The organism is Halomonas profundus (genome assembly GCF_020865425.1).
In the GTDB taxonomy this organism is placed as follows: Bacteria; Pseudomonadota; Gammaproteobacteria; order Pseudomonadales; family Halomonadaceae; genus Vreelandella; species Vreelandella titanicae.
Window position 1 is genome coordinate 3,896,210 of sequence record NZ_CP086344.1, and the last position, 13,771, is coordinate 3,909,980.

Below are 13,771 nucleotides of genomic sequence, written 5' to 3' on the forward strand. Positions count from 1 at the left end.
CGCATACTGCACTGATATACCAGTATCAGGCTATGATACCTTCGAGCTATCAACGCGGGGAGATCCACTATGGACGAGCAAGCTTCAGATTCCTTACCACTGTCGTCTACCGATCACACCAGCAGCGACGGCGATACGCCGCTACGGATTAACCGTACCCCGACCGGCGTCCAGGCACGTGAAGCACAGCCTGAAACCGACCTCGACGATACCCAGCTCTACTTCAACCGCGAGCTATCGCATCTACAGTTCAATATCCGCGTGTTGGAGCAGGCGTTAGATGACGCCCACCCACTGCTCAATCGGCTAATGTTCCTGCTGATTTTCTCCTCCAACATGGATGAGTTTTTCGAGATTCGAGTGGCGGGTTTGAAGCATCAAATTGCCCTGGGCGACGACACCACCGCCGCCGATGGCCGCCTGCCCAAAGCGGTGTTGGCGGAGATCTCGCAGCTTGCCCACGCGCAAATTGATCGCCAGTATCAGATACTCAACGACACCTTGTTACCCGCGCTGGAAACCCATGGGCTGCGTTTTCGTCGCCGCGATCAGTGGACTGATGAGCAGAAAGCCTGGGTTAAGGCGTTTTTCGATAATGAAATTATGCCGGTCATTAGCCCGATCGGCCTCGACCCCTCGCACCCTTTCCCGCGGTTGGTGAATAAAAGCCTCAATTTTATTGTTGAGTTGGAAGGCAAAGATGCGTTTGGTCGCGCCGGGGGGATGGCGATTCTTCCCGCGCCGCGCTCGCTACCGCGTCTGATGGCACTGCCCAAGGAGCTATGCGAGGAGGGATTCTCGGAATATGTTTTCCTCTCTTCGATGATTCATGCCCATGCCGAGGAGCTGTTTCCTGGCATGAGCGTACGCGGCTGCTATCAATTCCGGCTGACCCGCAACGCGGATATGAGCGTTGACCCAGAGGAGGTTTCGGATCTCGCCTCTGCGCTGCGCGGTGAGCTGCTGGCACGCCGCTACGGCAGCGGTGTGCGCCTGGAAGTTGCCGACAGTTGCCCTGATGACTTGACCAACTTTTTACTGCGCCAGTTTGAACTGGAAAGCGACGACTTATATCGCGTCAAAGGGCCGGTTAATTTAACCCGTATGATGTCGGTACTGGGGGACGTGGATCGCCCCGAACTACTCTATCGGCCGTTTACCCCCAGCATTCCCAAAGCGCTCAAAGCGGGTAGCCTGTTTGAAGCCATCGCCAAGAACGACATTCTACTCCATCACCCTTTCCAGTCGTTTACGCCGATTGAAGACCTGCTGCGCGAAGCCGCCCGGGATCCAAATGTACTGGCAGTGAAGCAGACCCTTTACCGTACCGGCGCAGACTCGGCCATTGTTAACGCACTGGTGGAAGCGGCCAGCCAAGGCAAAGAAGTCACTGTGGTCATTGAACTGCGCGCGCGCTTTGATGAGGCCGACAACCTACAGCTGGCTTCACGCTTGCAAGAAGCGGGGGCAATCGTTGTCTACGGCATTATGGCGTACAAAACCCACGCCAAAATGCTGCACATCGTTCGTCGCGAAAAAGGTGAACTTTGCTACTACGCGCACCTGGGCACCGGTAACTATCACTCTAAAACCGCCAAGCTATATACCGACTACAGCCTGCTGACTGCCAACAAAGCGTTGTGTGCCGATGTTCATAAAGTGTTCCAACAGTTGTCTGGAATGGGCCGCGCACGCAAAATCGACACGCTGTTGCACGCGCCATTTACGCTGCATGAACGGTTGGTGGTAATGATCGATCGGGAAGCGCAGATAGCGCGTAAGGGTAAGCGCGGGCACATCATTATTAAGTGCAACTCGTTAACCGAGCCCAAGCTTATCAAAGCGCTCTACCGGGCCTCACAGGCGGGGGTAGAGTGCGATTTGATTATTCGCGGTATGTGCTGTTTGAAGCCAGGAGTACCGGGCGTTTCCGACAACATTCGCGTGCGCTCGATTATTGGTCGTCTGCTGGAGCATACTCGGGTGTTCCACTTCCACAATGATGGCAAGTCGGAGACCTGGTGCTCAAGCGCGGACTTTATGGCGCGCAATATGTTCCACCGTGTGGAGACGTGCTTCCCGCTGCTGGATAAGAAGCTCGCCACCCGGGTACGCAAAGACCTGGAGACCTACCTGGTGGATAACTGCCAGAGCTGGCTGCTCCAGACCGACGGCAGCTACCTACTCCAGAATCCGGGCGACAGCGATGCCATTAGTGCCCAGGAAACCCTGCTCTACGCCTATGCATCGAAAAGCTAGGCATCAAAAAGCTAGGCATCGAAAAGTCAGCACTCCCCCGCTGCTTAGGGCAGCGGGAGGGATTCTGCCCTCTGCCCGTTTACGCATAGCGTTGGCGTAACACCTTAGCTGCTTCCACCATATTGGCCAGCGCTGGCTCTACTTCCGCCCAACCACGGGTTTTTAAGCCGCAGTCCGGGTTTACCCACAGCCGTTCGGCGGGGATTTTTTCCAGGGCTTTCTCCATCAAATCGACCATCCAGCTCACCTCGGGAATATTGGGGGTGTGGATATCGTAAACCCCTGGGCCGATTTCATTGGGATAAGCGAAGTCCTGGAAGGCATCCAGCAGGTGCATATCCGAACGCGACGTTTCGATGGTGATGACATCGGCATCAAGTGCTGCAATCGCGCCAATGATGTCGTTGAATTCCGAGTAGCACATATGGGTATGAATCTGGGTGGTGTTGGCCACACCTGCAGCGCTTAGCTGGAAGCTCTCTACCGCCCAATCAAGGTATGATTGCCACTCATCTTGGCGCAGCGGTAACCCTTCGCGTAGCGCTGGCTCATCGATTTGAATAATGTTGATCCCGGCTTTTTCCAGATCCAACACCTCATCGCGCAGTGCCAAAGCAATCTGGCGGCAGGTGGCTTTCCGCGGCTGGTCATCACGCACAAACGACCACTGTAGAATCGTCACCGGCCCTGTCAACATGCCCTTCATGGGCTTATCAGTCAGGGTTTGGGCGTACTCGCTCCAGCGCACCGTCATCGGGGCGGGGCGCGATACGTCACCGAAGATCACTGGCGGTTTCACGCAGCGTGAACCGTAACTTTGTACCCAGCCAAAACGGGTAAACGCAAAGCCTTCCAGCTGCTCGCCAAAGTACTCCACCATATCGTTACGTTCGGCTTCGCCATGCACTGGCACATCGATCCCCAGCGCCTGCTGGCGCACAACGGCGTAGGCAATTTCAACTTGCATACGGGCTTCGTAGTCGGCTAATGCCAATTCACCGGCCTTAAAAGCACGCCGGGCAGCACGAATCGCATCGGTTTGCGGGAAAGAACCAATCGTCGTGGTGGGGAATAGCGGCAGCTTAAGCGCGCGACGCTGAGCCTCAGAACGCACACCATAAGGCGCCCGGCGCTGGCTATCGGCGGGGCGAACCGCCGCCAAACGCTCACTGACCTCAGCTTGGTGAATACGCGTTGATTCACGCCGGGCATCCAGCGCCCGTGTGGCCTGATCCAGTCGCTGCTCATCGGCAGGCGTGGCGCGGTTATCGATCAAGCGCGCCAAGGTGACCACCTCGTCAAGTTTCTGCCGCGCGAAAGCCAGCCAGCTGATCAGCTCATCACCAAGCTCCGTCTCCTGGGCCAAATCCACCGGCACATGCAGCAGCGAGCAGCTGGGTGCCAACCAAAGCCGCTGCCCCAGGCGCACTTTCAACGGCAGCAGGCGTTCTCGCAAGGCAGCCAAATCGGCCCGCCAGATATTGCGACCATCGACAAACCCCACCGATAGCACCTGATGGGGGCCAAGGCGGTCAATCACACCCTCGACTTGCTGGGGGGCGCGCACGGCATCAATGTGCAACCCTGCCACGGGCAAACGGGTCGCCAATGATAGGTTATCGCCCAAGCCGCCGAAGTAAGTGGCTAGCAATAGTTTTAGCGGCGCAGACTGAAGGCGATGATAGGCACGCTCATAGGCCTGCTGCCATGCCAGCGGCAGATCCTGCACCAGCGCAGGCTCATCCAGTTGCACCCACTCAATGCCTTGGGTGGCAAGCCGCGCTAATATTTCGCTATACACGTCGAGTGCGCTGTCGAGCAGCGTCAGGCGGTCAAAATCACCGCCCTTGGTTTTGCCAAGCCATAGCCAAGTCAGCGGCCCCGTCAGCGTTACTTTCGGGGTAAAACCCGCACGTAACGCTTCATCCACTTCGTCAAACAGCCGGTTGGATGCCAGAGTAAAGGTTTGCCCTTCGTGCAGTTCGGGGACGAGGTAGTGGTAGTTGGTATCGAAGTATTTGGTCATTTCACAGGCTGCGGCGGGCTCACCGCTGGGGGCTCTACCGCGGGCCATACGAAAGGTGGTGTCGAGATCGATATCGCCACCTGCCACTTCATTATTGGCGTTAAAGCGGGCAGGCACCGCTCCCAGCGCCACTGAAACGTTCAACACTTGGTCGTAAAATGCGAAATCGCCCACGCTAACGAAATCCAAACCCACGTCCTGCTGCGCCTGCCAGTGACGTAAGCGCAACGCACGGCCGGTGCTTTCCAGCTCGCTACGCGTACACTCGCCTCTCCAGTATGCTTCAGTGGCTTTTTTTAGCTCGCGCTGAGCGCCGATGCGGGGATAGCCGAGAATATGAGAAACTGTCATGATGAACCCTACCAACGTGAAATAATTCACACAGTCTGGGCACCAGGCCTTGATGAATCAAACTAAAGTTTCTAATAGTAAAGATGAAAAACACTCACGATGATTGAGCCACTACATGATTGAGTTACGACACCTACGCACACTGCTGGCTCTGCGCGAAACCGGCTCCCTGGTCGATGCTGCCGATCGCGTGCATTTGACCCAATCGGCGCTTTCGCACCAGCTTAAAGATCTTGAGAGCCGCGTGGACAGCGCGCTTTTTGTGCGTAAAACCCGCCCGGTGGAATTCACCCGCGCGGGGCTGCGGCTGCTCGCCCTAGCCGACCAGGTACTGCCTGAAGTACGCAAGGCGGAGCGTGATTTGGCGCGCCTGGCAGGCACCGAGCAGGGGCGTTTGCATATGGCCATTGAGTGCCACAGCTGCTTTCAGTGGCTAATGCCCACAGTGGACTATTTTCGCGATCACTGGCCGGAAGTGGAAATCGACATTCCCAGTGGACACCACTTTGACCCGCTTCCGGCGCTTGCCCGAGAGCAGCTGGATCTGGTGATCACCGCTGACCCCCAGCCCCTTGAGGGCATTCACTACGCCCCGCTGTTTCGCTATGAAGGGTTACTGGCCGTCGCCCGCCAGCACCCTTTTGCTGGCCGGGGGTTTATAGAGCCCCAGGCACTGGCTGAGGAAACGTTGATTACCTACCCCGTTGAGCAGTCGCGATTGGATATTTTCACCCAGTTTTTGCAACCGGCGAACGTGCGTCCTCAGGAGATTCGTACCGCCGAATTGACGATTATGATGATGCAGCTGGTGGCCAGCGGGCGTGGCGTGTGTGCACTACCCAACTGGGCACTCACCGAGTATTTAGAGCGCGATTACGTTAGCGCGGTGAAGCTAGGCGAGCATGGGGTATGGAGCACGCTGTATGCGGCGATTCGCGAAGAGACCCGCGAAGCGCCATGGATGCAGGATTTTTTACGCACGGCACGGGAGACCTCCTTTGCAGTGCTATCCGGGATCAAGCCTGCGGATCGCGACGCGGAACCAGCAGTGTAAAGCGCGCGCCGCCCAAAGTGGGACTGGTATCGATGGTCACGCTACCACCGTGCCCGGCCATGATTTTCTGCACAATCGAAAGCCCTAACCCGTAGCCACCAGAGCTGCGAGCACGGCTATCGTCCAGACGGGCAAACGGCTTGAAAATATCCGCCCGCGCTTCCGGCGGAATGCCGGGGCCGTCGTCTTCAACGTCAATACGCACCAGATTGGGCTCATCCCAGAGGTGAATCATCACCTGGGACTTGGCATGGCGGCAGGCGTTGCCGACTAAATTCTGCACCGCACGCTGAAGATAGCGCGGCTCCGCCAGCAGCTCGATTTCAGGACCAGGCGCAAGCGCCAACGCTAAGCCCCTATGCAGCGGCGACAGCGTATCAATCACCCGTTCCGCCATGGCCCGACACTCTACCAGCGCCGTTTCAAGCTCAGCGCCATTAACCGTTTCTCCACCCAGTCGTGCATAGGTGAGAATTTCATCAACTAACTCATCGAGCTCGGCAATGTCCGCATCGATCCCCTGAAGCTGGCGGCGAATGGCGGGTTGATCGGTCATATCCTCGACCATCTGCACGGCAAAGCGAATACGCGCGACCGGGGTGCGCAGCTCGTGGGAAACCGCCCGAATCATCTCCTGTTGACCGCGCAGCAGGCTCTGCACCTGATTGGCCATGCCATTAAAAGCCATCCCCAAGCGGCCTAAAAAGTCGCCGCTCTCTACCTTTACCCGGGTTTCCAGGCGGCCACTGGCAATCCGCGTGGCAGCCAGCTCCAGCCGCGCCATGCGGGCTTCGATACTGCGCATAATCAAATAAATAATCAGGCTGAGAACGATCATCAGCCCCATCAAAAGGGGTAAGTGCAAATTCAGCGGTAAGGTGTCGCCGCGGGAAATAGGCCCCGCTTGCAGCCATTGTGACTCGCCTGGCAACTGATAGAGCAGCGTAATTGAAAGCTTATCAGAAACGAGTTGGGTGATGACGTTGCCCCTGGCCAGTTGAGCCTGCTGCGCCGCCGTTAGTCCCGCAGGCAACGAAGGCAAAAGCTGCAACGGCCAACTCCCTGGACGCAATTGGGCAATGCGGCCATCACGCTCTGCCGCGGACGCTGCCGCGAGCCACCCACCAAGCAACTCAATGCTGCCATGCCACTGGTGCTCACTCCAGTCATCGAGTCGTGCTTGCAGCAGCCAAGTGTCGCCGGGCAAACGCTGTTGCAGTAGCCAGGGGCTTTCAGCGACCAGTATTTTGCCCTGCTCCAGACGTGACCGTTCGAAAAATCCCAAATCCGCATCGCTGATAGGCTGCAGGGTCAGCTGTAAATCGAGCTGTTCCGAAAAACGCTCAAGCAGAGCATTTCGCTGTTCAACCGGTGCGTCGGCGAGCTGTTGCGTCATCAACGACATAGGCAGCGCGGCGAGCTGCTCTCGATAGTCTTCACGGCGCACCTGTTCGATAAAGGAGCGCCCCGCTAAGGCGATCACAAAAACCACTAATAGCGCGATGCCCAACAGCAAATAGAAGCGTAAAAACGAGCCGTTACTGAGCACCCGCCGCATGATGCCATCCCTCTGAATGATCAACTGTCTTTGACGAAAAGATAACCTTTGCTGCGCACGGTTTTGATCCGGTGAGGCTGATTCGGATCATCGCCAATTTTGGGTCGAATGCGCGATACGCGTACATCAATCGAGCGGTCTTGGCCGTCGTACTTAATGCCCCGTAAGTCGCTGAATATCTCTTCGCGGGTGAGTACTCGGCCAGCGTTACGGCCCAGCAACCAAAGTAGGTCAAACTCAGCGCTGGTTAAGTCAATTCGCTCGCCTGAAAGCCAGGCTTCACGAGTGGCGTTATCGATCTCCAGGTTTTCAAAACGCAGCCGCATTTCGCCGTCTGGTGCCGGCCCGTCGGCACGGCGCAGCAGCGCGCGCATACGCGCCAATAGCACCCGCGGTTGAACCGGCTTCGGCACGTAGTCGTCGGCGCCCATTTCGAGCCCCAAGACCTGATCAAGATCATCGGTGCGAGCGGTCAGCATCATGATCGGGCCGGCAAAATTGGGTCTAACACGACGACAAATCGCCAGGCCGTCCTCCCCCGGCAGCATTAAGTCTAAAATCACCAGATCGGGCTGTAGGGTTAAAATACGGTCGACCCCTTTCGCACCGTCAGCTTCCAGCGTTACTTGGAAGCCGTTCGCTTCCAAGTAATCACGGGTCAGCTCGGCTAAACGCTGGTCATCCTCAATGATCAGGACATGATCTTGATCAGGATAGTCAGGCATTACAGACTCTTGCGACTCAAGCGCCTGAAATTGCTGTTCCAAATGATCTACCATCCTCTTTATGCACTCCGCTTAGGCTGTTTATTTTTTCACCCGCTCACCCAATACCAACGCAGGCGCCCTATGATTGGCACTCAGGATAACTCAAAACTATCAAAACACCCGCTTCTGTCGTTACAATCATGCGCATTGATCGGTAGACAAGGCCCGATACTTGATTCTCGCACCTGCGGAAGCTACTGTTAAGGCGCGAACTGTCGACAATTTGACAGGAGGAACCTGCCATGGGAAGTAGCAAAACGAAAAGTGTCATTAAGCGTGTTTACGTTCCAGCCCAAGTGCGCGACCTGCCCAATGGGGAGAAGTTAAAAATCCCAGGGCATTACAAGGCGCCGCCAGGGGAAGAAAACGACACCATTGAGTAATGTTTGGTTAAGTATATCTATTGCTAAAGCATACTTAAAAAGGCAGACCACCAGTGGCCTGCCTTTTTTTACTTAGCTACTTTTTTACAACTACTTTTTTCGACTACACATTTTGACGCAATTGCACGAAGCGGGCTTTTCAACAGCTTTGCTTTTCAGCGGCTACCCTTTGGGCCCAAACAGAAACCATGCAATTAAGCCGACTAACGGGAAAAACAGCAGCACCAGGATCCATATCAGCTTAGCAAGACCACCCGCGCCGCTTTTGGCTACTTTCACAATGGCCCAGATCACAATGATGAGCCAAATTAGCCCTAATAAACCACCTACTTCAATGCCCATAGCAACTCCTTAGCATGTTGGCACTCGTATTAATTTAGACAATCATATCAGTGGCACATTCACAAGCCGAACTCACTGCTCGGGAAGGCTCAACACCATCTCACCCGACTGTATTTCAATCGACAATAAATTTAAAAAGCTCATGCCGAGTAGAACGGTGTCACGCTCCATGCCGGGGCTGATAGACCCCTGCACATTCTGCACTTTTAGACCGCCCAGAGAAACCTCATTGAGTTCGGTTAAAGTACCTTCAACTCGACCATTGGCGGTATTGAACCAAGCGCGGCGTCCCGGTTTTAGGCCTAACTCGCTAGCCAAATCGACCGGTATGGCGACATAGGTGGCGCCAGTATCGAGCAAAAAGGTCACCGGCGTGCCGTTGATGCGTCCCGGCGCTTCAAAGTGCCCTGCCCGGTTACGTTTTAAGGTAACCGGCTCACCTGCAGGTAGCGTATGCACAATATTCGCGTTCGGGCGCATCATCTCTTCGAGACCACCGTGAATCCACCAAGTGCCCACCGCCATTAACAGCACCCAAAACAGCAGCATCATAACGATACCACCGCGTTGCGCTGTTTGACCTGCCAGGTGCGTTGCCATGCTCCACCTCACTGAGGTAAGGATGCCTCGTTAGCGTTATTAGTGTTGCTATAGCTGTTGGCTTCCCAGGCAAGCGCCGCCTCCCGACCACGGCGCTCGTTGACCCTGGCGCAAATCAGCATCGCGATAACGAACAGGGCAACACATAATAGAATAGACGCTTGCAAACCAACCAGCGTCTGCAACACCCCCAGCATGACGATCCCCAACACCCCTGCCAACTTATTCGCCAGCCCCCAGAAGCCGAAGAACTCGGCTGATTTCTCCAAGGGTGAAAATAGCCCCACCAGAGCCCTGCTGGCAGATTGGCTGGAACCCAGGCTAAGCCCCGCCAGGCAGCCGACTATCAAAAATACGTACTGTGCCTGCCACTGCAGGTCAAACTGCCCGTTTACCCACTGCGTCATCTCCGGCGTTGCCCAGATAGCAATAATCGCCAGCACCCATAGCGCCAGGGTCATTTGGTACGTTCGCTTGGCACCTAGCTGATCCTGTATCCAGCCAAACCCCAGAGCCCCCGCTGCAGCGGTCACTTGGACAATAATAAACATGATATTGCGTACGCTTTCATCCCAACCGATCACTTGAGCGCCATAAATAAAGGCGAACGCGATGATGATGTAGACGCCAGCCATCGAGAACAGCAGTGAAATCAAAAACACCGTCAGATCTTTAAAATAGCGCAGCTCGTGAAGGGTGGTGGTGACGCGGTTCAGGGCAATATGCCGATAAGAGACGCCACGGGGCTGAGGGGTGCCACGCTCTTTTAGCCATAAAAACGTAGGAATAGCGGTAATCAGAAAAAAGCCGGCCGCAAAGGGCCCCACCCAGCGTATGCGCTCAAAGTTTTCCGCGCTGGCCTCGCCTAGCACCACCAGGGTAAAACCTGCCGCAAACAGTCCACCGATGTAGCCGAGCGCCCAGCCAAAGCCAGAAATTTTGCCCAGCGACTGCGGCGGCCCAAGTTCAGGTAAAAATGCAGCAATAAATGACTCCCCCATGGAGTACGCGTAGTTAGACAGCACGATCAATAACAAGCCGATAACGACATAGCCCGGCTCAACGAAGTAGAGCATACCCGTAGTGACCACGGTGGCGAGATAACTAATCAGCAGAAAGCGTTTTTTCTCCGCCCGGTAATCCATCACCGCTCCGCACAACGGCGCGGTAATCACCACCATTAGATAACTAATCGCCAGGGCCAGGCTCCACAAAAAGTTGGCCAACCGGAAATTATCGCCCCGATCCCCCACAATGACTGTGGTGAAAAGCTCGCCAAATACCACGGTAATAATCAAAAGCGTGTAGGCCTGGTTGGCAAAATCAAACATCGCCCAGCCGAAAATTTCTCGATGCGATGCGTAGCCATCCGTCGCCTTAGCAGTGTTAGCAGGCAGCATTAGTTTTCTCTCACAGGGGAAGCCGTAAGGCTAGCAGATAGAACCGCCAAGGCGCCACGGCTTGCGTTGGCAGATTAGAGATGACAGCCGACCAGCGTTGCTCTAAGTTTGATTGATTGATCAGTAATACGGATAGAACTGCGATGGGATTAGCCCAGCCATCTCTACGGCCAGTGTACCGACAACCCTTAACCAGGTTGATGGCCACGCTATGCCTCTGGCTGGCAATCGTCGCAAGCGGACAGGCTGATGAGCCCGACACCTTGGCGGCATTAACCTTTATTACTGAAGAGTACCCGCCCTATAACTATATCGATAATCAGCAATTAACCGGGATATCGATTGATTTGTTGGAGGCTATTTTTGCAGCGACAGAAACACCATTAAGCCGTAATGACGTCCGTCACTACCCTTGGATTCGCGGCTATGAGCTGGCGCGCAGCCAACCTAATACGGTGCTATTTTCCACTACGCGTACGCCCTCAAGAGAGGTCAATTTCCACTGGGTGGGGCCGATTGCTCAAGACCGGGTCGTACTGCTAGCCCACCGCGACGCACCGATTGTGGTTGATGCTTTGGCTCAAGCGATTGATCGCGGCCTGACCGTAGCGGTCATTCGGGAAGATATCGGTGCCCAGGCACTGTTGGAAGCTGGCTATCCTGAGCACTTACTCGTATCCGCTATTGATAACCGAAGCGCACTCAATATGCTAACCCGCGGGCGAGTTGACCTATGGGCTTACAGTCAGAATGTGGCTGGCTGGATAGCGGAGTCAGAAGGTTATCCTAAAGATATTTTAACCCCCACACACACCCTCAGCGAATCTTCGCTATACTTTGCCATCAACAAAGCCACGGATCCACGTCTGGTAGCGCTGATGCAGCAGGCCTTAAACAGGGTGCAAGCGGGACGAGTCGAGAGGTAGTTGACGATGGCTAACGACCTAACTCGCCGATGGCAATACTGCATGGGCGTTGCCCTGATCACCGTTATCGGTAGCTGCAGTCTGCCACTTCATGCGATGCCGCTGACGATCAATACCGAAGAGTATCCACCGTTCAATTATTCGGACGACCAAGGGCAAATAATCGGTAGTGCGACGCGACTGCTACGTGATGCGCTTCGCCAAGCTGACATAGAGGCTAATTTTCGGCTGCTGCCTTGGGCACGCGCTTACACCGAAGCACGCTTAAGGGAGAACCATTGCGTCTACTCCACCACCCGCACCCTTGAGCGTGAAGCGCTGTTTCACTGGGTGGGGCCACTGGTCGACAATGAATGGGCAGCGTTCAGTTTAGCCGAGCGTGGGCTCAATGTTGATTCACTTTCCGGGCTGAACGCTTGGCGAGTGGGCAGTTTTAGGGAAGATGCCATAGGCGATTACGTCGCTGATAGCGGCATTAATGTGCTACTTGCTCCTTCGGAGCGAGAAAATATCGCGCGTTTAAAGGCGGGGCTACTAGATGTGATTGTGACAGGCAAAGCAACCGGTGAATTTATGGCACATGAACAGGACATCGCGCTAGCGCATTTATTTACTTTTTATCGCGCACCGCTTTATCTCGCCTGCCACCTCAACGTTTCGAAAGCACTGCTGGAGCGACTGCAAGCCCAGCTGGATGCCCTGCAGGGGGAGAGCCAGTGATAAGTCCCCGCCCTCGCTTTCCTATGTTGACCACTGGCGTCGCGCCTAAAAAAGGCAGCCTGACCACTAAGCAAGCGCTACTCACCCTGCTCATTGCTATGCTGATTAGTGGTGTAGCAGGAAGTATTGAACTTCTCAGCCACGCTACCAATATGCGCCAGGAAACCGAGCAACGCATTACTCAACAGTTGGCGGTCGTTAACGGCGCCGCAGCAGAGGCCGCTTTCCAGCTTAACCCCGACCTCGCCCACCAAATCGCCTATGGGCTATTTAATGCTGACGAGGTCGCATGGGTGTCGATTCGTGACGATTTTGGGCGCGCTCTGGCTGAATTTGAGAGGCCAAAACAGGCTGATTCGACTTGGCTCAGCCAATATTTATTTGGCGATATACTGCACCACCAAACCGACCTCGCCTACTACATGGGCAGCGACATGCCGGAAGCGGTCGTCGGCGAGATTGAGCTGATGCTGGCAGAAGGCTACTTAACCCAGCAGTTCCTCGCGCGTATTTACACGGTGGTCGGGGTGAGTATTTTAGAGGCGTTTATTTTAAGCCTAGTGGTGATCGCTTTTTTTCATCTATTTATTACTCGCCCATTGCTCAAGGTACACGCAGCTATTGCCCAAACCGATCCCAATCGTCCCGGCCAGTGGCCCAAGCCAATGTTGCGAGGACATCAGCATGATGAGTTAGGGCATCTGGTGGATAGTTTGGATCATTTGTTAAACGCGTTTCAGCAAGGCTTGGAGCAGCGCGACCAGCTCCATCATCTCTCTAATATGGATGGCTTGACGGGCGTGGCGAACCGACGCCACTTCGATGAGTTTTATCAACAACACTGGCACTTGGCGCAGCAAACCCAGCAGCCGCTATCGGTGATTTTTATCGATATCGATAACTTTAAGGAGTTTAACGATCATTATGGGCACGCCATGGGCGACGACACCCTGCGCGCCGTAGCAAAAGCGCTCAATCAGTGCATTGCCCCCGCCAGGGATTTACTCGCCCGCTACGGCGGCGAAGAATTTGTCTGTGTACTGCCAGGTCAGGATCATGACGACGCTGTGGGCGTTGCCAACTGCTTGCGCGAAGCAGTGCTGTCACTGGCCATTCCTCATGCTTTTTCAAGCACCCATTCAGAGCTTACCGTTAGCATGGGTGTTGCCAGCATGTCGCCCGGCTTATCAATTAGTGCTGAAGCGCTGATTGAGCGTGCCGACCAGCACCTTTACCACGCCAAACGACTGGGTCGAAACCGGGTCGAAACACGCAAACGCCCGGCATAAAGCCGGGCGTTAAGCACACATATTGCACAGAGCTGGTACTTTAAAGCAGCCAGTGAGCGGCCACAGCAGCCAGACCAATGATCATCGCCGTTAGCA

General features: G+C 55.2%; 12 protein-coding genes. 6 read left to right on the plus strand and 6 right to left on the minus strand.

Features of this window, described 5'->3' with window-relative positions; genetic code table 11:
• The first annotated feature begins 69 nt into the window (after positions 1-69).
• Complete coding sequence (gene ppk1, locus LMS44_RS17850; protein WP_498945909.1) at positions 70-2,259, plus strand: polyphosphate kinase; 2,190 nt, start codon at positions 70-72, stop codon at positions 2,257-2,259.
• A 79-nt stretch (positions 2,260-2,338) separates the two neighbouring features.
• Here the strand turns inward: ppk1 and metE are convergent, their stop codons facing one another.
• Complete coding sequence (gene metE, locus LMS44_RS17855; protein ID WP_498945911.1) at positions 2,339-4,636, minus strand: 5-methyltetrahydropteroyltriglutamate--homocysteine S-methyltransferase; 2,298 nt, start codon at positions 4,634-4,636, stop codon at positions 2,339-2,341.
• A 115-nt stretch (positions 4,637-4,751) separates the two neighbouring features.
• On the opposite strand from metE, the gene LMS44_RS17860 reads away from it, so the two are divergent.
• Positions 4,752-5,690 (plus strand): LysR family transcriptional regulator, encoded by a 939-nt coding sequence (locus tag LMS44_RS17860; RefSeq protein WP_278370587.1) that lies wholly within the window; start codon positions 4,752-4,754, stop codon positions 5,688-5,690.
• Here the strand turns inward: LMS44_RS17860 and LMS44_RS17865 are convergent.
• Both LMS44_RS17865 and LMS44_RS17870 read right to left on the minus strand, forming a co-directional pair.
• Positions 5,653-7,248 (minus strand): ATP-binding protein, encoded by a 1,596-nt coding sequence (locus LMS44_RS17865; protein ID WP_022522093.1) that lies wholly within the window; start codon positions 7,246-7,248, stop codon positions 5,653-5,655. The two genes, LMS44_RS17860 and LMS44_RS17865, sit on opposite strands and share 38 nt — an antisense overlap.
• 20 nt (positions 7,249-7,268) lie before the next feature.
• Entirely contained in the window at positions 7,269-8,027 is a 759-nt protein-coding gene (locus tag LMS44_RS17870; RefSeq protein ID WP_007113866.1) for a winged helix-turn-helix domain-containing protein, read from the minus strand.
• A 230-nt stretch (positions 8,028-8,257) separates the two neighbouring features.
• Between LMS44_RS17870 and LMS44_RS17875 the strand changes: the two genes are divergently transcribed.
• Positions 8,258-8,398 (plus strand): hypothetical protein, encoded by a 141-nt coding sequence (locus tag LMS44_RS17875; protein ID WP_162836279.1) that lies wholly within the window; start codon positions 8,258-8,260, stop codon positions 8,396-8,398.
• Between the two features lie 162 nt (positions 8,399-8,560).
• Here LMS44_RS17875 and LMS44_RS17880 read toward each other — a convergent pair whose 3' ends face one another.
• The 3 genes from LMS44_RS17880 to LMS44_RS17890 form a co-directional block, all read right to left on the minus strand.
• Entirely contained in the window at positions 8,561-8,740 is a 180-nt protein-coding gene (locus LMS44_RS17880) for a PLDc N-terminal domain-containing protein (RefSeq protein ID WP_022522092.1), read from the minus strand.
• A 72-nt stretch (positions 8,741-8,812) separates the two neighbouring features.
• Positions 8,813-9,340, minus strand: coding sequence for a retropepsin-like aspartic protease family protein (locus tag LMS44_RS17885; protein ID WP_159177302.1), 528 nt, complete (start codon positions 9,338-9,340; stop codon positions 8,813-8,815).
• A gap of 8 nt (positions 9,341-9,348) precedes the next feature.
• Positions 9,349-10,740 (minus strand): MFS transporter, encoded by a 1,392-nt coding sequence (locus LMS44_RS17890; protein ID WP_278370586.1) that lies wholly within the window; start codon positions 10,738-10,740, stop codon positions 9,349-9,351.
• A 200-nt stretch (positions 10,741-10,940) separates the two neighbouring features.
• Here LMS44_RS17890 and LMS44_RS17895 point away from each other — a divergent pair, with 200 nt between their 5' ends.
• The 3 genes from LMS44_RS17895 to LMS44_RS17905 are packed head-to-tail and all read left to right on the plus strand — an operon-like array spanning position 10,941 to position 13,675.
• The gene (locus LMS44_RS17895; RefSeq protein ID WP_498945915.1) at positions 10,941-11,666 is read left to right on the plus strand and encodes a substrate-binding periplasmic protein; all 726 of its coding nucleotides are present in this window, start codon (positions 10,941-10,943) and stop codon (positions 11,664-11,666) included.
• Positions 11,667-11,672: 6 nt separating this feature from the next.
• Positions 11,673-12,386, plus strand: a complete 714-nt coding sequence (locus tag LMS44_RS17900) for a substrate-binding periplasmic protein (RefSeq protein WP_022522088.1) — start codon at positions 11,673-11,675, stop codon at positions 12,384-12,386.
• Positions 12,383-13,675 (plus strand): GGDEF domain-containing protein, encoded by a 1,293-nt coding sequence (locus LMS44_RS17905; protein WP_022522087.1) that lies wholly within the window; start codon positions 12,383-12,385, stop codon positions 13,673-13,675. The genes LMS44_RS17900 and LMS44_RS17905 overlap by 4 nt, the downstream gene beginning before the upstream one ends.
• Positions 13,676-13,771 lie beyond the last annotated feature (96 nt).